General features: G+C 62.9%; 17 protein-coding genes and 6 tRNA genes. 13 read left to right on the top strand and 10 right to left on the bottom strand.

Annotated elements, in window-relative coordinates:
* Window positions 1-53: 53 nt before the first annotated feature.
* Both QM609_RS13800 and QM609_RS13795 read right to left on the bottom strand, forming a co-directional pair.
* A complete protein-coding gene (locus tag QM609_RS13800; protein ID WP_050656613.1) occupies window positions 54-1,607 on the bottom strand; it encodes an alpha/beta fold hydrolase in 1,554 nt (517 codons plus the stop codon).
* A gap of 19 nt (window positions 1,608-1,626) precedes the next feature.
* The gene (locus QM609_RS13795; RefSeq protein WP_050656612.1) at window positions 1,627-2,376 is read right to left on the bottom strand and encodes a pyrimidine reductase family protein; all 750 of its coding nucleotides are present in this window, start codon (window positions 2,374-2,376) and stop codon (window positions 1,627-1,629) included.
* Window positions 2,377-2,419: 43 nt separating this feature from the next.
* Here QM609_RS13795 and zapE point away from each other — a divergent pair, with 43 nt between their 5' ends.
* Complete coding sequence (gene zapE, locus QM609_RS13790) at window positions 2,420-3,436, top strand: cell division protein ZapE (protein ID WP_003942629.1); 1,017 nt, start codon at window positions 2,420-2,422, stop codon at window positions 3,434-3,436.
* A gap of 12 nt (window positions 3,437-3,448) precedes the next feature.
* Here zapE and QM609_RS13785 read toward each other — a convergent pair whose 3' ends face one another.
* Together QM609_RS13785 and QM609_RS13780 are read right to left on the bottom strand one after the other, a co-directional pair.
* A complete protein-coding gene (locus QM609_RS13785) occupies window positions 3,449-3,982 on the bottom strand; it encodes a GNAT family N-acetyltransferase (protein ID WP_007732909.1) in 534 nt (177 codons plus the stop codon).
* 67 nt (window positions 3,983-4,049) lie between these two features.
* Entirely contained in the window at window positions 4,050-5,246 is a 1,197-nt protein-coding gene (locus QM609_RS13780; RefSeq protein ID WP_050656611.1) for an MFS transporter, read from the bottom strand.
* Between the two features lie 116 nt (window positions 5,247-5,362).
* Between QM609_RS13780 and QM609_RS13775 the strand changes: the two genes are divergently transcribed.
* Both QM609_RS13775 and QM609_RS13770 read left to right on the top strand, forming a co-directional pair.
* Window positions 5,363-6,748, top strand: a complete 1,386-nt coding sequence (locus tag QM609_RS13775) for a GH1 family beta-glucosidase (protein ID WP_050656610.1) — start codon at window positions 5,363-5,365, stop codon at window positions 6,746-6,748.
* Window positions 6,749-6,922: 174 nt separating this feature from the next.
* Window positions 6,923-7,399, top strand: a complete 477-nt coding sequence (locus tag QM609_RS13770; protein WP_003942597.1) for an alpha-isopropylmalate synthase regulatory domain-containing protein — start codon at window positions 6,923-6,925, stop codon at window positions 7,397-7,399.
* Window positions 7,400-7,545: 146 nt separating this feature from the next.
* On the opposite strand, the gene QM609_RS13765 is transcribed toward QM609_RS13770, so the two are convergent.
* The 5 genes from QM609_RS13765 to QM609_RS13745 form a co-directional block, all read right to left on the bottom strand.
* Window positions 7,546-7,620: transfer RNA gene (locus QM609_RS13765), tRNA-Val, on the bottom strand.
* A 16-nt stretch (window positions 7,621-7,636) separates the two neighbouring features.
* Window positions 7,637-7,712 (bottom strand) — tRNA-Gly (locus tag QM609_RS13760).
* A 92-nt stretch (window positions 7,713-7,804) separates the two neighbouring features.
* Window positions 7,805-7,879, bottom strand: a tRNA-Val gene (locus QM609_RS13755).
* A gap of 1 nt (window position 7,880) precedes the next feature.
* Window positions 7,881-7,951 (bottom strand) — tRNA-Cys (locus tag QM609_RS13750).
* 25 nt (window positions 7,952-7,976) lie between these two features.
* Window positions 7,977-8,049: transfer RNA gene (locus QM609_RS13745), tRNA-Gly, on the bottom strand.
* Window positions 8,050-8,342: 293 nt separating this feature from the next.
* Here QM609_RS13745 and QM609_RS13740 point away from each other — a divergent pair.
* The 9 genes from QM609_RS13740 (at window position 8,343) to pdxS (ending at window position 16,661) form a co-directional block, all read left to right on the top strand.
* Window positions 8,343-8,414, top strand: a tRNA-Val gene (locus tag QM609_RS13740).
* Between the two features lie 171 nt (window positions 8,415-8,585).
* Complete coding sequence (locus QM609_RS13735) at window positions 8,586-9,038, top strand: TIGR02611 family protein (RefSeq protein WP_030536868.1); 453 nt, start codon at window positions 8,586-8,588, stop codon at window positions 9,036-9,038.
* A gap of 133 nt (window positions 9,039-9,171) precedes the next feature.
* A complete protein-coding gene (gene thrS, locus QM609_RS13730; RefSeq protein ID WP_050656609.1) occupies window positions 9,172-11,229 on the top strand; it encodes a threonine--tRNA ligase in 2,058 nt (685 codons plus the stop codon).
* Window positions 11,226-11,780: an ATP adenylyltransferase gene (locus QM609_RS13725; RefSeq protein WP_003943307.1), complete on the top strand. Its 555-nt coding sequence runs from the start codon at window positions 11,226-11,228 to the stop codon at window positions 11,778-11,780. Before thrS ends, QM609_RS13725 begins: the two co-directional genes overlap by 4 nt.
* Window positions 11,781-11,861: 81 nt before the next feature.
* Window positions 11,862-12,539: a phosphatidylinositol phosphate synthase gene (gene pgsA, locus QM609_RS13720; RefSeq protein WP_007732918.1), complete on the top strand. Its 678-nt coding sequence runs from the start codon at window positions 11,862-11,864 to the stop codon at window positions 12,537-12,539.
* Window positions 12,536-13,438, top strand: a complete 903-nt coding sequence (locus QM609_RS13715; protein WP_042919909.1) for a phosphatidylinositol mannoside acyltransferase — start codon at window positions 12,536-12,538, stop codon at window positions 13,436-13,438. The genes pgsA and QM609_RS13715 overlap by 4 nt, the downstream gene beginning before the upstream one ends.
* Entirely contained in the window at window positions 13,435-14,562 is a 1,128-nt protein-coding gene (locus tag QM609_RS13710; protein ID WP_003943332.1) for a glycosyltransferase family 4 protein, read from the top strand. Before QM609_RS13715 ends, QM609_RS13710 begins: the two co-directional genes overlap by 4 nt.
* Window positions 14,559-15,581: an NUDIX hydrolase gene (locus QM609_RS13705; RefSeq protein WP_050656608.1), complete on the top strand. Its 1,023-nt coding sequence runs from the start codon at window positions 14,559-14,561 to the stop codon at window positions 15,579-15,581. The genes QM609_RS13710 and QM609_RS13705 overlap by 4 nt, the downstream gene beginning before the upstream one ends.
* Window positions 15,582-15,752: 171 nt before the next feature.
* Window positions 15,753-16,661 (top strand): pyridoxal 5'-phosphate synthase lyase subunit PdxS, encoded by a 909-nt coding sequence (pdxS, locus tag QM609_RS13700; protein ID WP_003943338.1) that lies wholly within the window; start codon window positions 15,753-15,755, stop codon window positions 16,659-16,661.
* A gap of 101 nt (window positions 16,662-16,762) precedes the next feature.
* Here pdxS and QM609_RS13695 read toward each other — a convergent pair whose 3' ends face one another.
* A complete protein-coding gene (locus QM609_RS13695) occupies window positions 16,763-17,239 on the bottom strand; it encodes a RidA family protein (RefSeq protein WP_050656607.1) in 477 nt (158 codons plus the stop codon).
* Window positions 17,240-17,401: 162 nt separating this feature from the next.
* Between QM609_RS13695 and QM609_RS13690 the strand changes: the two genes are divergently transcribed.
* The gene (locus QM609_RS13690) at window positions 17,402-17,725 is read left to right on the top strand and encodes an NUDIX domain-containing protein (RefSeq protein ID WP_050656606.1); all 324 of its coding nucleotides are present in this window, start codon (window positions 17,402-17,404) and stop codon (window positions 17,723-17,725) included.
* The last annotated feature ends 192 nt before the right edge of the window (window positions 17,726-17,917 follow it).

Below are 17,917 nucleotides of genomic sequence, written 5' to 3'. Positions count from 1 at the left end.
GGGTGTGATCGGGGGATGCACCCCTTTTCGGTCGTGGTGGACGAGCGCCCGAGTCAGGCCGGGCACACGCTTCCGTTACTGGGCAGGGAGGCGTCGCTGAGGTAGAGGCGCATCGCCTGTTGAGCGCAGGTGGATTGTGCCGCGGGGTGACCCGCACCTTGCCAGTCCAGAGTTGCGAAGCGCGATCCTGCATTGGTCACGACGCCGGTGACGGTCGAGAGTCCGGAGTTCCCGACGGCCGGGTCACCCTGACCGCTCAGCACGAGGACTGGGGGCTTCAACTGATTCGGCAGGGGGGAGTTGGCGGTCGACGGCCAGCTGGCGCACGCCAGCAACCCGAGCGCGGCTTCTCGCCCGAACACCGGATAGTTGGTGCCCCAGGTGTCCGCAAGCTCGCGCGCACGCCCGATGCCCGGCCATTGCATGCCGTCGGTGCACCGTCCGATGAACTGGCCGTCGCCGTCCACCTCGTTCTCCGCCCGGGCGGCGCGCTCTCGAATCGGCGAAGCGTTGCCGGTACCGAGCGCGGACAGAGCGTCGGACAGTGAGCGGGTCTCCTGCTCACGGTTGGTTCCGGCAGTCCACAGGCTGGCCGAAATCGCGTTCGACACCGCAGCGGCGGACAGCGGCTGGAATTCATCGGCGCGAGCGCGCTCCATCAAGTCCGTGACCGATTTCTTCGGATCAGGTCCGAGCGAGCACCCCAGCGCCACACATCGCTGAGCGAATGCCGCCAATGCCGCTTCCTCGCCCTGCACGCGGCTTTCGGCCTCGGTCGCAGCGTCGGTGGCCACCGGAGCGGGAGAATCGAGGATCAATCTCGCGAGGTTGTTCGGGTGGGCTGCCGCATAGCTCAGCGCGATGTCCGAGCCGGACCCTGCAGACCACAGAGCGATGGTCTCGACGCCCCACCGTGTACGTAGAGCGTCGATGTCCTCGGCTGCGGAGTCGGCGCCGAACTTCAGTTCTTGAGGGTCGAGGTAGTCCGTGCAGGCAATGGTGGCGTCGTGACCGAGAGCCGCGACCGCATCGGCGGCGTCACCGGTGGTGTCCGAGTCGAATTGGCCCAGATCGTGAAGTCCGCGCCGAATCTCCGGCGTCATGCAGTCGATTGCGGTGGACCTGTCGATTCCGCGGCGATCGAGGGCAACCACCGGATGTTCGGCGAGAACCGTGTTCAAGCCGGAAGCGGCGAGCATGGCCAGAGAGTTTCCCGACGAACGATCGGTGCCCGATGTGAACACGATCGGATACGCGTCGGCAGGCGTCGACGAGGTCCGAGCGCGGGTCAAGCCGGCAGTGAAGTTGCCGTCGATGGCGCCGGTCACGTCGATGGGGGCATTGAATTCCGCGCATTCGAGAATGACGCCGGCGCTCGACGCCGCGAGAGCCTGGTCGGCGAGTGACGTGCCGGTGCAGTCTCGCCACGGTATGTCATCGGTCGGGACGCCAGGGTCAACCGGCGGCGCATCGGGCGACGGTCCCTCGCTCTGGGCAGGGCTGCCGTCGGTGCGGCCTTCGACCGCGACGGCGGGCCGAAGCGACGGACCGGCGCCGCACGCACAACACGTCGCGAGGACGACGGCCATCAAAGCAACTCTGCGCATGCCGACCAGAGTGCCAGGTTCACCGAAGTGGCTGCTGACGAACCCATCGAGTGAGGATCGTGCCGTCCGTATCACCGAGAATGTGCGCGGGACGCATGGCGGTGGGCATTGCGTTGGGGGAGAGTGAGATTCGGCCGACTTTGCTCCCCACCAGTTGAGGTGACGTGGTGATGCAGAGTTCGTCGACGGCATTGTCCTCGATCAACTGCCCGAAAAGTGACGGTCCGCCCTCGCACAGCACGCGACGGAGCTTGCGAGCCGACAAGGCCCTGTCGATGTCGCCGCTGGTGACGTTCGGTGAGTCCGTCACCTCCACGTGCGCTCCGGCAGATCTCAGCGCCGAAATTGCCGCGGAGTCCGCGTCGCGACCGACAACAAGGATCGGTGGAACTTCGGTATCGCGAAGGAGTCGGCTTTCGGGGTCGATCGACGCGTGCGCCGAGACGACGAGGATCGGTGGGACCGGAGCGAGGCCGCTCGCCTTTCGTCGCGCCCGGGCTTCGTCCGAGACCTGCACACCCCCGTAGTTCTCGGCTCGCGCTGTGCCTGCGCCGACGAGGACGACGTCACAGAGTTCGCGCAAGATCCCGAATACCGACTTGTCGGCCGGTGTGCCCAGTCCATGGCTCACTCCGTCGACGGAGACGCACCCGTCGATGCTGGAAACGAAGTTCACGCGCATCCAGGGTTGCGAGAGGTTCTCCGGATAGGCGTACAAGCCGCGGAGTTCGTCTTCGTGGCCTGGTGTGAAGTAGGTCGCAATATCCATACGGTGCACATGAGAGATCACATCACGTAGATACCCTTGACGGATGCATGAACGTCTTGTCGATCGCAGCCCGGTGGTACCCGCCGATCAACTGGTAGCTCAAATGGTGCCTCCCGCAATGTTCGACGAGGTGAGTTTTGCCTCCTACATTCCTGATCCGAAGGAACCGAGCCAGGCAGCTGCTGTCGCCAAGGCCGAGGAATTCTCCAAGCGCGTCACCAAGATCCGTAGTGGTGGACGCCGCGGACTGTTCGGCAAGAAGACCCAGGCGACCGGCGCCGGCCTGTACCTCGACGGCGGGTTCGGTGTCGGTAAGACTCACTTGCTGGCGTCGATCTTCCACAGCGTTCCGTCGCCGAAGGCTTTCGGAACCTTCGTCGAGCTGACACACGTCGTCGGCGCTCTCGGCTTCAACAAGGCGGTCGAAGCGCTCGCCGACCACAGCGTTCTCTGCATCGACGAGTTCGAGCTCGACGATCCGGGCGACACCATGCTCGTATCCCGCCTCCTTTCGGAGCTTTCCGCGCGCGGCGTGTCCATCGTCGCGACGTCGAACACGCTTCCGGGCCAGCTCGGGGAGGGTCGCTTCGCCGCCCAGGACTTCCTGCGCGAGATCAAGAAGCTCGGCTCGATCTTCGAGACGATTCGCGTCGACGGCCCCGACTACCGTCACCGCGATCTCCCGCCCGCACCCGAGCCCATCTCCTCGGAGGAGTTGGTTTCTCGGGCCGACGCCATCGACGGCGCCACGCTCGACAACTTCGACGAGCTGTGCAAGCACCTCAGCACCCTGCACCCGTCGCGGTACAACAAGCTGGTCGAGGGTGTGAAGGCCGTGTTCATCGACGGTGTCCACCCGGCAACGGATCAGTCCGTTGCACTGCGCATCGTGGTTCTCGCCGACCGCCTGTACGACGCGAGCATCCCGGTCACCGTTTCCGGCGCACGCCTCGACGAGATCTTCACCCCCGAGATGCTCGCCGGTGGGTACAAGAAGAAGTACTTGCGCGCGACCTCGCGCCTGCTCGCACTTTCTCGTTTCGAGGTCGCGGCCGGCTAGTCTGCACGCCTGTCAGCTGACGGGGCGCTCCATCACGAAATCGTGGTGGAGTTGTGCGCCCACGAGGAAAGTCTTCGTGCCGACCTGTGTGAAACCGTGCTTTGCGTAGAACTTCTGGGCGCGCAGGTTCTCCTGATTGACGCCCAGCCAGATCCCGGCACTTCCGCTGCGTCGTGCGTGGTCGACAACCGCGTCCATCAAGGATGCTGCCGCGCCGGTCCCGTGGTTACCCGGAAGCACGTACAACTTGCTCAGTTCCGTTGTCGGGCGAAGTGTCACAGCAGCTTTGACGTCCGGGTCGGAGGGCTCGTCGTCGACAAGCATCGCGTAGCCGACGATCGAACCGTCGCGAATGACCTTGAGAACGGTTCGCGTCGGATCGGTCAGGTACTCGGAGAACTTGTCGACGGAGAGAACGTTGTCGATGAAGGCACTGATGTCGTCGTCGGATGCGTCCGGCGGACACGCCAGTGGAAATGTCACCGCTGCCACGTCGGCTATTGCTTCGGAATCCCAGATCCCGGCCCGGTCAACGGTGATCGTCACGTCAGTTTCTGCCTCTCGTGCACACAATTCGGTCGATCAAGTACACCACTTTCCTCGGGCGCAATGCTCAAGCGGCGTTCTCGGCGACCGGAGTTGTGGCTCGTTTCGGTGCGAACGCGGGAGCAAGAACTATCAAGATCGCGCAGAACGCCAGCGGAATCAGGAGCCCGATTCGAAGGTCACTGAAGGCGGCGACCGCGCCGACGATGCCGCCGCCGACGACTGTGCCGACGTAGTTGAAGAGGTTGATGCGTGCGATCACCGCATCGACCTGATCCGGGGGAGCCATCCTGCCGGCAGCGCTGAAGCAGATCGGAGCGATCACCGGTACCCCGAGCCCGACGATGAGGAACCCGGCGATGGCAACGGCGGGAGATTGCGCGAGGACGACAACTGTCATACCGACTACGCCGATGAGAGAGCCGATCCGCACGACGGTGGTCTCACCGAATTTCCCGACCCAGTAGTCCCCGGTCAGTCGTGCGACAAGTGCCGCGATCTGATACGCCGCCACGGAAAGGGCAGCGGTCCCGGCGTCGGCGAGCAGTTCGTCCTTGACGTACAGAGTCGACCAGTTTCCGACGCTGAAGTCGACCGCGTAGAACAATGCCATCGCGACGCCGAGGAGGACGAAGGCGCGGGTGGGTACCGCGAATTTCGCGGTGCTCGTGATGTTTGCCTCGGCAACCGGAGACTCGGACCGATCGAGTAGTTGCGGGCCGAAGGCCAGAAGCATCAGTCCGACAACAACTCCCGCGATCACCTGCGTGACGCGGATCGAAATGTCGAGGCCTGCGGTAGCAGAGATGAACAGGGCGCCGACAATCGCTCCGACGCTCCAGGAAGCATGGAACGAGGAGAGGATGAAGCGGCCCTTGGCGTGTTGGATCGAGACTGCCTGCATGTTGGCGGCCGCGTCGACCATGCCGAGTCCGATGCCGTAGATCGCCAGGAGAACGAAGAACATCGCTGCGTTGGGCGCAATTCCGGTTGCCCCGCCGAAGACTGCGATGACGGCGAGCCCAGTTCGCAGGGTCATCTTGCTCGACGTTCTCACGGCCAGCATCTCGGCGAGCACGCTGCCGAGCCCGGCGATGACGGACACGGTGACAACCGCAACCACAACCAGTGTCTCGCTCAGCTCGAACAAGTCCTTGTACTGCGGCAGCTGCGTCAGAATGGCGGCGAGCAGAAATCCTTGAAGTCCGAAGGCCACCGAAGTGGCGATCCGAGCCCTCGTCAGGGTGCGGGTGTTATCCGTCATCAAGCAGGGCCTTTGTCTCGTTCGTTCGGTTAGGCCGAACGGTACTGGATCTTGATACTGGTCGAGTGTCCAACAAAGCTGCGTGTTTTGCACGGTTCTTTGATTAACTGACCGACATGACTCGGCAGCCGACACCAGAATTTCCGACTTCCTTCGTCTGGGGAACCGCCACTGCGGCCTATCAAATCGAAGGAGCAGTGGCCGAAGACGGTCGCGGACCGTCGATCTGGGACGAGTTCTGTGACCGTCCCGGTGTTGTCGTCGGGGGCGACACCGGGACGGTCGCTGCCGATCATTATCACCGCTGGGAGTCGGACATCGAGCTGATGAATCAGCTCGGGCTCGACGCTTATCGGCTGTCTCTGTCGTGGTCGCGCATTCTGCCCACCGGATCGGGGGCAGTGAATACGAAGGGGCTCGACTTCTACGACCGCCTGATCGACCGACTGTGTTCGGCGGGAATTACTGCCGCTGTCACGCTCTTTCACTGGGATCTGCCCCTTGCCTTGCAGGAGCAGGGCGGCTGGATGAACCGCGACACCTCGTATCGGCTGGGGGAGTATGCGCAGGTCGTCGGCGAGCGGCTGTCGGATCGGGTCGGAATGTGGATGCCGCTCAACGAACCAGTTGTGCACACGCTTTACGGGCATGCCCTCGGAGTTCACGCCCCCGGACTGGCCTTGGGGTTCGAGGCTTTCCAAGCCGCACATCACCAGCTGCTCGGGCATGGACTCGCTGTCGAAGCGCTTCGGGCAACCGGATGCACGAACATCGGAATCGCCTCGAACCATGCTCCGGTGCGTGCCGCTTCGGATTCGCCGGAAGACGTGATGGCTGCCGACATCTACGACCACGTCGTCAATTGGATGTTCGCCGACCCGGTTCTGGTCGGGAAGTACCCGGCCGACGAATTCGCTCAGCTGCTCAGCGGTCCTGTCGACGAGGACTTGAAAATCATCGGGGCGCCGCTCGACTGGTACGGGATCAACTACTACGAGCCGACGATGATTGCTGCTCCGGTGGAAGGCCAGGGGACCGAAGGTGTGCTCGAAGTCGACCTGCCCCCGGGCCTGCCCTTTGCCCCTGTCGCGATTACCGGTTATCCCACAACCGATTTCGGTTGGCCGATCGTTCCCGAGGGGCTGGGCGAGATCTTGCGGACGTTCCACGCCCGCTTCGGTGACGCACTGCCGCCGATCTACATCACCGAAAGCGGATGTTCATTCCACGACGCCCCGGATGCCGCAGGCGTCGTCGACGACGAAGCACGAATCGACTACCACGATGCGCACCTTCGCGCCCTCCGATCGGCAATGGACGACGGTGTCGACGTCCGCGGTTATTTTGTGTGGTCACTTCTCGACAACTTCGAATGGGCTGCGGGATACAAAGAGCGATTCGGCCTGGTGCACGTCGATTTCGACACCCAGAAGCGCACTCCGAAGACCTCGTTCGAGTGGTATCGCGCCCTCATCGCCGAGCACAAAGCGGCTCAGGTCTGACCTGTGCGGAGGCGGTCTGGGTTGCATTCTCGAACCGGGCCGCCTAGCCTCGTCTCTCATGAAGCGAATTCTCGTAGTAAGCCGCCGTAGCGGGGTCTGAATCGGACCGACCCCTCGCTGCGGGTCGTCTTGCTACCAGTTGGTCCTCCACTTCATTCCAGGAAGACCACGATCATGACTTACAACTTCGCTTTCGCTTCTGATTCTTCTTCTGCTGCTGATCCCTTCGCGGCGCGTCACGGCAAATCTCTGCCCGCCGGCTTGCGTGCCGAATGCTCAGCGATGTCGTGGACCGAGTTCGAGTCCACGTATGCGGCTATGAGCGGCCCGATCCGTCTGGGTGCGTGGTCCTCCGAGAAGATTGCGCCGGGTCGTTGGACCTTCGAAGCGACTCTCGGTCTGGGGGAGCGTATCCAGAAAGCGTCCGCCACCTCGACCGGCGCGATCTCGGCCATGACGTCGATGCTGCACGACGCGGGAATCTCGCTCGAGATCCTGTCTTTCCATCAGCACCAGATCGGCCACCGCACTGCGACGTTCATCTTCACCGAGTGCGACGGCCGTCGGAGCTGGGCGATGGGTATTGCGGAGTCGTCGACGGAGTCCTCGCTGCGCGCGATGACTTCGGCAGCGAACCGCTTCTCTCACTGAGCAGTTACAACAATCTGATCAGCTACATCAACCGCAGTACTGACGTGGATTCCCGAGGGGGCTTGCGTCAGTACTGCGGCCCGTGTGTTCGGCGCTCGAACGCAAAAAGCCGGAACCCTGAGGTTCCGGCTTCTTGCATTCTCAAATGGTGCGCGATACTGGGATTGAACCAGTGACCTCTTCCGTGTCAGGGAAGCGCTCTCCCGCTGAGCTAATCGCGCGGGTTCTGGAGAAAAATGGAGCGGACGACGGGATTCGAACCCGCGACCCCAACCTTGGCAAGGTTGTGCGCTACCAGCTGCGCCACGTCCGCATGAGCAATGAACTCCGTTACCGGAACTCAGTACTTTTCTAACTTATCAGACCTGCAAGCAGGTCTTGACCATCAGGCCCTAGGGCCTGACGTGGTGCGCGATACTGGGATTGAACCAGTGACCTCTTCCGTGTCAGGGAAGCGCTCTCCCGCTGAGCTAATCGCGCGAGGTGGAGACGGGAATCGAACCCGTGTGCACGGCTTTGCAGGCCGTTGCCTCACCACTCGGCCACTCCACCGTAAAAGGTTGAGTCACACCTCTCGAGCGGACGACGGGATTCGAACCCGCGACCCCAACCTTGGCAAGGTTGTGCGCTACCAGCTGCGCCACGTCCGCATCGCACCGTGTTGCTTGGGGAGCTGCTCGCTCTCCTCGGTGCGTTGGAAACATTAGCCGACCGTGTCGGATACACACAAATCACCAGCTCAGTGGCGTGTTCGGAGTCGAATCGGCCCGTCGCGCGCGTTGCAACTGTCCGTCTTGGCGATGAATACGGTCTGAAATCAGTTCGAATTCGTAGATTTCGGAGCGGCCTGGAGCAAAACGAATGCCAACCTGGTGATTCGTATTCATCGCGCAGCCGTGTTAATGTTCCAACTCGTTCGAGCGCATGCGTTCGTATGACTTACGGTCCCGTGGCTCAGTGGGAGAGCGTCCGCTTCACACGCGGAAGGTCGCTGGTTCGATCCCAGCCGGGACCACAGAAAAACACTGAAGGCGTTCCCGATCATCGGGGACGCCTTCAGTCGTTTGAGAGCACAGCTGTTCGAGGGCACGGTTATTTCGGGATGCAGACCGTCGTCGCAGGTCGCCGGGCGACGATTTCGGTAGCCTGGTCGAAGAGACATTTCGCGACCGAAAAGGTGACTGCTTTGAGTACCGAAAAGGTCGATTCTTCCGTCGACGATTCAGACCTGTCCGTCTTCCAGGACGCAGAGTCCCGCTGGGAGCGGTGGCGCGCGGGAATCGCCGCGCGGCCCACCCTCAATCTTGCGTACCGCATCGGCGTCGGAGTCGTGGGCACGATCGTGTTCGCCGCCGGCATCGTGGCTATTCCGTACCCCGGGCCCGGTTGGCTCATCGTTTTCGCCGGCCTCGGCATCCTGGCGTCGGAGTTCGCGTGGGCACATCGACTCCTTCATTTCGCGAAGGCTCGATACGACCGGTTCATGGAATGGTTCGGCAAGCAGTCGCTGTTCGTCAAAGGGTTGGGCGTTCTGTTCACCACAGTGATCGTCCTGGCGACTTTGTGGGTGCTCGGCACTTTCGGCCTGATCGGGACATGGGTGGGCCTGGACTACTCGTGGCTCGAGTCGCCGCTGTGAGTTGAACGCGGCCCGGTTTCCTTCACTCGGTTGTCTCACCATGTCGGTAGGGCCGATAACATGATCGTGCGCGTGCTCGCAGTGGGTACGACGCCTGTCTAACTTGTCGCAATACCTTTAGGAGCACATCGCCGTGACCAGTCCCGCGCCAGAGCACTCAGCCGCCCCACTTCGGGTGCCCGCGGGGACGACCGCCGGGACTGTAGTGCGCGAAGCCGGATACCCCACGAAGGGGCCCGACGTGATCGTCGTTGTCCGCGATGGCGAGGGAACGCTCAAGGATCTGTCGTGGACACCTGAGGTCGATGTCGACGTCGAGCCGGTGGCAGCATCCACCGAGGACGGCCGCAGCGTCATCCGGCACTCCGCGGCCCACGTCCTCGCGCAGGCGGTTCAGAAAGAATTCCCCGACGCGAAGCTCGGCATCGGTCCGCCGATCAAGGACGGCTTCTACTACGACTTCGCGGTGGACCGCCCGTTCACTCCGGAGGATCTGGCCAAGCTCGAAAAGCGTATGAAGCAGATCATCAAGGGATCACAGCGCTTTTCGCGTCGAGTCGTCGATTCGATCGAGGACGCTCGGGTCGAGTTGGCCGACGAGCCCTTCAAGCTCGAATTGATCGACGACAAGTCCGGTATCGACGATCCCGAGATCATGGAGGTGGGCGGCAACGAGCTGACCATCTACGACAATCTCGATCCTCGTACCGGCGACAAGATCTGGTCCGATCTGTGCCGCGGCCCGCACATTCCGACCACCAAGCACATCCCGGCCTTCAAGTTGACCCGAAGCTCCGCCGCCTACTGGCGTGGCAACCAGGACAACGCCGATCTTCAGCGTGTCTACGGCACCGCGTGGGAGTCCACCGAGGCTCAGGACGAATACCTCGAACTGCTCGCCGAGGCCGAGCGTCGTGATCACCGCAAGCTCGGTACCGAACTGGACCTCTTCAGCTTCCCCGACGAGCTCGGTTCGGGTCTGCCGGTGTTCCATCCCAAGGGCGGCATCATCCGCACCGAGATGGAGAACTACTCGCGCAGCCGCCACATCGAGGCGGGCTACGAGTTCGTCAACACTCCGCACATCACCAAGGGGCATCTGTACGAGGTTTCCGGTCACCTCGACTGGTACCGCGACGGCATGTTCCCGGCGATGCACGTCGACGAGGAACTGAACGAGGACGGCACCGTGCGCAAGCCGGGCCAGGACTACTACCTCAAGCCGATGAACTGCCCGATGCACAACCTGATCTTCCGTGCTCGCGGACGCTCGTACCGTGAATTGCCGTTGCGGCTCTTCGAATTCGGCTCGGTCTACCGCTACGAGAAGTCCGGCGTCATCCACGGCCTGACCCGCGTGCGCGGCATGACCCAGGACGACGCTCACATCTACTGCACCCGTGAGCAGATGCGCGACGAGCTGACCACCACCCTGCAGTTCGTTCTGAACCTGCTCAAGGACTACGGCCTCGACGACTTCTACCTCGAACTGTCCACCAAGAACCCGGACAAGTTCGTCGGTAGCGACGACGTCTGGGAAGAGGCGACCGCAACGCTCGCCGAGGTCGGCGAAGCTTCCGGCCTGACTCTGGTGCCGGATCCGGGCGGAGCCGCGTTCTACGGTCCCAAGATCTCCGTTCAGGTCAAGGACGCACTCGGCCGCACCTGGCAGATGTCGACCATCCAGCTCGACTTCAACCTGCCCGAGCGGTTCGAGCTCGAATACACCGGCAACGACGGCGTCAAGACTCGTCCGGTCATGATCCACCGCGCGCTGTTCGGCTCGATCGAGCGGTTCTTCGGTGTCCTGACCGAGCACTACGCGGGCGCGTTCCCGGCGTGGCTGGCGCCGGTGCAGGTCGTCGGAATCCCGGTGGCCGAGGCCTTCGCCGATCACCTGTTCGACGTCACGAAGAAGCTCAAGGCAGCCGGTGTTCGCGCCGAGGTCGACTTCAGTGACGACCGTATGCAGAAGAAGATCCGTAACCACACCACGCAAAAGGTCCCGTTCATGCTCCTCGCGGGCGAGCGTGACGTGGAGGCCGGCGCGGTCAGCTTCCGTTTCCGCGACGGCACCCAGATTAACGGCATTCCCGTCGACGACGCCGTCCGGATCATCACCGAGTGGATCGGCCGCCGCGAGAACGCCTCGCCGACAGCCGAACTGGTGCAGCCAAGCGTGGCGCAGTGAGCGCCCCCGGTGACGACGGTCCGGGTTCGCTGATCGACCACGGCGTCGGTGACCCTGACCATTTGCAGCGCATTTGGTCGCCGCATCGGATGTCGTACATCACCGAGGCGCCCAACACCCCGGGCACGACAGGTGAACCGTTCATCGACATTCCGAAGATGTCGGACGAAGAAGGGCTCATCGTTGCCCGCGGTGAGCATGTCTATGCGGTTCTGAACCTGTATCCGTACAACCCGGGGCACCTGATGGTGGTTCCGTACCGCAAGGTTGCGGCACTCGAAGACCTGACGCCGGAGGAGAGCGCCGAGTTGATGGCGTTCACCCAGCAGGCGTTGCGGGTGATCAAGAGCGTGTCGAATCCTCACGGATTCAACGTCGGCCTGAATCTCGGTGCCGCTGCGGGCGGTTCGCTGTCCGAGCACCTTCACCAACACGTAGTGCCACGTTGGGGCGGCGACGCCAACTTCATCACCGTGCTCGGTGGGGTAAAGGTGATGCCGCAATTGCTGCGGGAGACCAGGGGACTACTCGCCGGTGCCTGGCAACAATAGGTTGACGCATCCGGCTTCATGGCAGGATGCATTGCTGCAACGAGTTCCGAACCGGAACTCACGACGGGGAGGGTTCCTGCGGTGTTGAGCTTCTTCGGGCGCGCATCGGTGTCCAAGGTGACGGCACCTATGGGGAAGGCGCTGGTCAAGACCGGTCTGACGCCGGACTCGGTGACGGTGATCGGCACGGTGGCAAGCGTCGCCGGTGCGGTGACGCTGTTTCCGTCCGGACATCTGTTCTGGGGAACCATGTTCATCTGGTTCTTCGTCATGTTCGACATGCTCGACGGCGCAATGGCTCGTGCTCGCGGCGGCGGAACGCGGTACGGGGCCGTACTGGACGCGACCTGCGACCGCGTAGCCGACGGCGCGATTTTTGCCGGCCTGGCCTGGTGGGCGGTCTACCACGAGAACAGCAAGTGGCTGCTCGTCGCGACGCTCATCTGCCTCGTCACCTCGCAGGTCATCTCGTACGCGAAGGCGCGTGCGGAGGCGAGCGGGCTGACTGCGGACGGCGGGTGGATCGAGCGCCCGGACCGACTGATCATCGTGTTGGTCGGATCCGGCCTGACGGGTATGGGTCTTCCGTGGGCAATCCACATCGCGATGTGGGTACTTGCCGCCGGAAGCATCGTGACGGTCTTCCAGCGAGTGCTCGCGGTGCGCAATTCCCCTGGCGCTCGGGAACTTCTGCCGATCGCCCCGGCCGCATCGACGGTCGAAGGTGCGCCGGACACGGACGGCGAGGCAGAGAAATGAGCTTTGCCGAGCGTGCAACCGACCTGGGATACGCCGCGGGTTGGCGTCTGGTGCGAAGCCTGCCGGAATCGGTGGCGGTCAAGCTGTTCGACGCCGGAGCGGATTTCGCGGTACGCAAGGGCGGACCCGAACAACTCAGGAAGAACCTCGCGAGAGTTCTGGGCACGACGCCGGAGGAAGTTCCGGATCAGTTGATCAAGGATTCTATGCGCTCGTACGCCCGGTACTGGCGTGAGGCATTCCGTCTACCGTCGATGGACCTGGTCGCGACAGGTAAGGCGTTGCATGCGCTGGTCGAGGGCCAGGAACATCTGGAAAAAGCAATGGCAGCAGGTCATGGCGCGGTATTGGCGCTGCCCCACAGCGGTAATTGGGACATGGCCGGCGTGTGGTGTGTTCAGCAATGGGGTGGGTTGACCTCCGTTGCCGAGCGGCTCAAGCCCGAATCCCTGTACGAACGGTTTGTCGAATACCGCGAGAGTCTCGGTTTCGAGATCTTTCCGCTCAGCGGCGGGGAGCATCCTCCGTTCGTCGAACTGTCCAAGCATCTGCGCGAGAACAAGATCGTGTGCTTGCTGGGGGAGCGCGATCTGGCGAAGAAGGGTGTGCCCGTCACCTTCTTCGGAGAACCCACTCGCATGCCCGCCGGCCCGGCGAAGCTCGCGATCGACACCGGCGCGCCGCTACTTCCGGTCCACTGCTGGTTCACTCCCGACGGTTGGGGTTTCAAGATCGACCCGCCGATCGACGTATCCGGCGGAGTCGGCCCGGCCACGCAGGCACTTGCCGACCGTTTCGCGGTCAACATCGCAGCGCACCCCGCTGACTGGCACATGCTTCAACCGCTGTGGCGCTCGGACCTTTCCGAATCGCGGCTCGCCCGCATGGAGGGTGAATGAAAATCGGCATGATCTGCCCGTACTCCTTCGACGTCCCCGGCGGCGTCCAGGCGCACGTGGTGGATCTGGCCGAGGTGCTGATCGAACGTGGTCACAAAGTGAGTGTGCTTGCGCCGTCGTCCGATGACGACGAGTTGCCGGATTTTGTGGTTTCCGCAGGTAAAGCCGTCGCGATTCCCTACAACGGTTCTGTTGCGCGGTTGTCTTTCGGCCCGACGGCGAACAACCGCCTCCGCAAGTTCATCGCGGAAGGTGACTTCGACGTTCTACATATCCACGAACCCAATGCGCCGAGTCTGTCCATGCTCGCGTTGCGCATCGCGGAAGGCCCGATCGTCGCCACCTTCCACACGTCGACCACGAAGTCGTTGGTGCTGAGCACGTTTCAGGGTGTCTTGGCTCCGTATCTCGAGAAGATCAGCGGCCGGATCGCAGTCTCGGAGTTGGCGCGTCGTTGGCAGGTCGAGTCTCTCGGATCCGACGCGGTCGAGATCCCCAACGGCGTCGATGTCGCAGCGTTTGCCGAGGCCGATCTGTTGCCCGGCTACCCGCGCGAAGGTGGAACCATTCTGTTCCTCGGTCGCTACGACGAACCGCGCAAGGGGATGGCCGTCCTCCTCGGCGCACTGCCGGAGTTGGTCGAGCGTCACCCGGATCTCGAAGTGATCGTGGTCGGACGCGGCGACGAGGAGAAACTCCGCAAAGAGGCGGGCAAGTACTTCAAGCATCTCCGCCTGCTCGGGCAGGTCAGTGACGAGGAGAAAGCGTCGGCGCTTCGCAGTGCGGACGTCTACTGCGCGCCCAATCTCGGCGGTGAGAGCTTCGGGATCGTGCTGGTCGAGGCCATGGCGGCTGGCACTGCCGTCGTGGCCAGTGAGTTGGACGCTTTTCGCCGTGTTCTTCGCGACGGTCAGGCCGGCTTGCTGGTCCCCATCGGGAACTCCGATGCCTTGGCCGAGGCAATCGATTCCGTTCTCGGTGACCCGGATCGACGACGCGCGCTGGTCAACACCGCGACAAGTGTTGTTGCCGAATACGACTGGCCGGTGGTGGCCGAACAGATCCTGCGTGTCTACGAGACCGTCACGGTTGGCGGCACCGGCGTACGCGTGGTGGGTTCATGACCTTCTCCGCTCTGACAATCTTCATTCTCGGGCTCGTCGCTGCCGTCGTCCTGGTCGTCGGACTGTGGGCGTACGGGACGGCGAACCGACTCGATCGACTGCATGTGCGTTCGGATCAGTCGTGGTTGGCGCTCGATGCGGCTCTGTCCCGTCGTGCCGCGGTTGTCCGCGCGGCGGCTGTGGACATGAGCGCCGACGACGCCCGCAGATTCGTCACCTTGGCGGACGCCGCCGAACGTGCGGATCGTCAGGATCGCGAGCTTGCCGAGAACCGGCTGTCCAATGCTCTCGCTGCCTACGGCACGACGTCGCTGCGACCTCAACTGGTGGCCGAGTTGGCCGATGCCGAGGCGAGGGTCCTGATCGCTCGGCGGTTCCACAACGACGCGGTGCGCGACACTCTCGCGTTGCGTACGCGTCGACTTGTTCGCTGGCTGCACCTCGGGGGAACGGCACCGCTACCTCAGTACTTCGAGATATCGGAGCGCACGACCGCGGCGGCGGTGCCCGAGGGCATCACCGTGGATACGTCACGGACCTCTGCCCGCGTGGTGATGCTGGACGAGGAAGATCGGGTGCTGCTGTTGCGCGGGCACGATCCCAAGATCCCGAACACTTACTTCTGGTTCACCGTCGGCGGCGGGCTCGAACGCGGCGAACATCTGCGAGCGGCTGCCGTTCGTGAGATCGAGGAGGAGACCGGATTCGTCGTGGATCCGGAGAATCTGCGAGGTCCGCTCTGGCGTCGGGTGGCGATCTTCCCGTTCGACGGTGAGCTGATCCGTTCGGAAGAGCTGTTCTTCGCTACGCGCACTCACGGCTTCGAGCCGGTCTTCCAAGGCCACACGGAATTGGAGCAGCGTGCCATCACCGGCCATCGCTGGTGCAGCGCCGACGAGATCCGCCAATTGGCCAAGTCCGGTGAGCCGGTCTACCCGTTGGATCTGGCAAACCTCCTGGTGGAAGCGGCGACGATCGCGGACGGTACCGAGGATCCGGAAGTGCGTTCCATCCGCTGATCGTTCGGTCGTTCAGTGCTCGCGGGCAGTTTAAGGCCAGCAATGGCAAATTGGATACGGAATCGAAGGCCGGTTAGTCCTAGAGTTCTGGCCAGAGGCCTCCGAGCGAATGAACTCGTGTGTTCGCCGTGCCTCGTTTCTTTCGTCACGCCACTACTGCAGGAGTTTGCTGTGAGCACCCCCGACTCTGCCCCCACCACCGCCATCGGCACCGCCCGCGTCAAGCGCGGCATGGCTGAAATGCTCAAGGGCGGTGTGATCATGGACGTGGTCACCGCTGAGCAGGCCAAGATCGCCGAAGACGCAGGCGCCGTCGCCGTCATGGCACTCGAGCGGGTCCCCGCAGACATTCGCGCACAGGGCGGCGTCTCGCGCATGAGCGACCCGGACATGATCGACAGCATCATCTCCACCGTCAGCATCCCCGTCATGGCCAAGGCACGCATCGGTCACTTCGTCGAAGCGCAGATCCTGCAGAGCCTCGGCGTCGACTACATCGACGAGTCCGAGGTCCTGACCCCGGCCGACTACGCCAACCACATCGACAAGTGGAAGTTCACCGCTCCCTTCGTCTGTGGCGCCACCAACCTCGGCGAAGCGCTCCGTCGCATCAACGAAGGCGCGGCCATGATCCGCTCGAAGGGTGAAGCAGGCACCGGAGACGTCTCCAACGCCACCACCCATATGCGCACCATCCGCGGCGAGATCCGCCGGTTGACCTCGCTGAGCGAGGACGAACTGTACGTAGCCGCCAAGGAACTGCAGGCCCCGTACGAACTGGTCGTCGAGGTCGCCAAGGCCGGCAAGCTGCCTGTCACCATGTTCACCGCCGGCGGCATCGCCACCCCGGCAGACGCTGCGATGATGATGCAGCTCGGCGCCGAGGGCGTGTTCGTCGGATCGGGCATCTTCAAGTCCGGCAACCCGAAGCAGCGCGCCGAGGCCATCGTCAAGGCCACCACGTTCTACGACGACCCGGACGTGCTCGCCAAGGTCTCGCGCGGACTCGGCGAGGCAATGGTCGGTATCAACGTCGACGACCTGCCCGTCGGACACCGCCTCGCAGAGCGCGGTTGGTGACAGCAGGTTCGACGACTGGGCTCAGTGCCTGAAAGTCCTCACAGACGAAGGGGCGGCGGTTGCGTTGGCAACCGCCGCCCCTTCGGGGTGTGGCAGACCGATCAGATGCTGTCCGATACCTCGAACACGAACTCGACCTCGACGGCACTGTTTCGGGGTAGTTCGGCGACGCCGATCGCAGAGCGGGCGTGTTGTCCAGCCGAACCGAAGATCTCGGCCAGCAGGTCGGACGCACCGTTGATCACCTGGGGTTGCTGCGAAAATCCGGATCCGGAAGCAACAAATCCAACGACCTTGACGACCCGAACGATGCGATCGAGCCCGACTAAGGCATCGACTGCCGCGAGTCCGTTGAGAGTGCACAACCGCGCCGCCTGGGCGGCGTCTTCGACGGAGACGCCCTCGCCCAACTTGCCGATGCACGTCGTAGTGCCGTCGACGAGCGGCAATTGCCCCGACGTGTAGACGTATGACCCCGTCTGAACGGCGGGGAGGTATGAGCCTGCGGGGGTGGCAACAGGCGGGAGCGTCAGGTCGAGTGCGGCGAGTCGTGCGGTCCAGGTACTTGCGTCGTTCATCGGTTCCTCAATGGGTTCTTTTGTCCGGGAATGGTGTTCGAGTCTGTCATCGGGAGTCTCGGCAAGTCCAAGTCGTATTTGCGCCCACCCCATCACTTTTGGTGATATTCGCCGTCGTCGGATTCAAAATGGTGTTCGAGTTGGCCACCTAAACTGTGTCGTATGTCGTCAATTCGTAACATCTCACTGGGGATACCTGTCCGTTCCGGTCACATACTCATACTCGACGGCACGGACTCTGTCACGGGGGAGAACTTTCATCGATTGATCGGTGGCGGTATCGAGTTCGGTGAGACGGCCGAGGCAGCGCTGCGGCGCGAGTTCGCGGAGGAACTCGGCGTCACGTTGGGAAGCGTCGAGTTGCTCGAGGTCGTAGAGAACATCTTCGAGTTCGAGGGGCGACCTGGGCATGAGATTGTCCATGTCTTTGGAGTCGACTCGGCTGACATCGATGCGTTCCGCTCGACGTGCAACTCCGAGTCCTAGACGAAGGTAGTCCAGTCCACTGGGTATTGAGTGGTGGGTCCGACCGCCCTATCTACCCGGCCGAAGCTGCCCGCATTATCAACGCCCTGGTTCAGTAGGGGAATCCGTTGCCGGAACACGAGTGGCCGCAAAGGTTGCTCCGCAACAATTTTCGGTCAATCAGGATTGTTCGGACTGATTCCTGGAAATCAT

The sequence above is a fragment of the Rhodococcus sp. IEGM 1302 genome (assembly GCF_030056935.1).
Classification (GTDB): domain Bacteria; phylum Actinomycetota; class Actinomycetes; order Mycobacteriales; family Mycobacteriaceae; genus Rhodococcus_F; species Rhodococcus_F qingshengii.
The sequence above is the reverse complement of the archived record's forward strand: the minus strand, read 5'-3'. Positions and strand labels throughout refer to the sequence as shown.

Bases quoted from the DNA above. Each gene is read 5' to 3' on its own strand.
- QM609_RS13695 (WP_050656607.1), bottom strand. From the start codon at position 17,239: ATGAACGACGCAAGTACCTGGACCGCACGACTCGCCGCACTCGACCTG.
- QM609_RS13795 (WP_050656612.1), bottom strand. From the start codon at position 2,376: ATGGATATTGCGACCTACTTCACACCAGGCCACGAAGACGAACTCCGC.
- QM609_RS13705 (WP_050656608.1), top strand. From the start codon at position 14,559: ATGACCTTCTCCGCTCTGACAATCTTCATTCTCGGGCTCGTCGCTGCC.
- QM609_RS13775 (WP_050656610.1), top strand. From the start codon at position 5,363: ATGACTCGGCAGCCGACACCAGAATTTCCGACTTCCTTCGTCTGGGGA.
- QM609_RS13800 (WP_050656613.1), bottom strand. From the start codon at position 1,607: ATGCGCAGAGTTGCTTTGATGGCCGTCGTCCTCGCGACGTGTTGTGCG.
- QM609_RS13780 (WP_050656611.1), bottom strand. From the start codon at position 5,246: ATGACGGATAACACCCGCACCCTGACGAGGGCTCGGATCGCCACTTCG.
- zapE (WP_003942629.1), top strand. From the start codon at position 2,420: ATGCATGAACGTCTTGTCGATCGCAGCCCGGTGGTACCCGCCGATCAA.
- QM609_RS13710 (WP_003943332.1), top strand. From the start codon at position 13,435: ATGAAAATCGGCATGATCTGCCCGTACTCCTTCGACGTCCCCGGCGGC.
- QM609_RS13690 (WP_050656606.1), top strand. From the start codon at position 17,402: ATGTCGTCAATTCGTAACATCTCACTGGGGATACCTGTCCGTTCCGGT.
- QM609_RS13770 (WP_003942597.1), top strand. From the start codon at position 6,923: ATGACTTACAACTTCGCTTTCGCTTCTGATTCTTCTTCTGCTGCTGAT.
- QM609_RS13715 (WP_042919909.1), top strand. From the start codon at position 12,536: ATGAGCTTTGCCGAGCGTGCAACCGACCTGGGATACGCCGCGGGTTGG.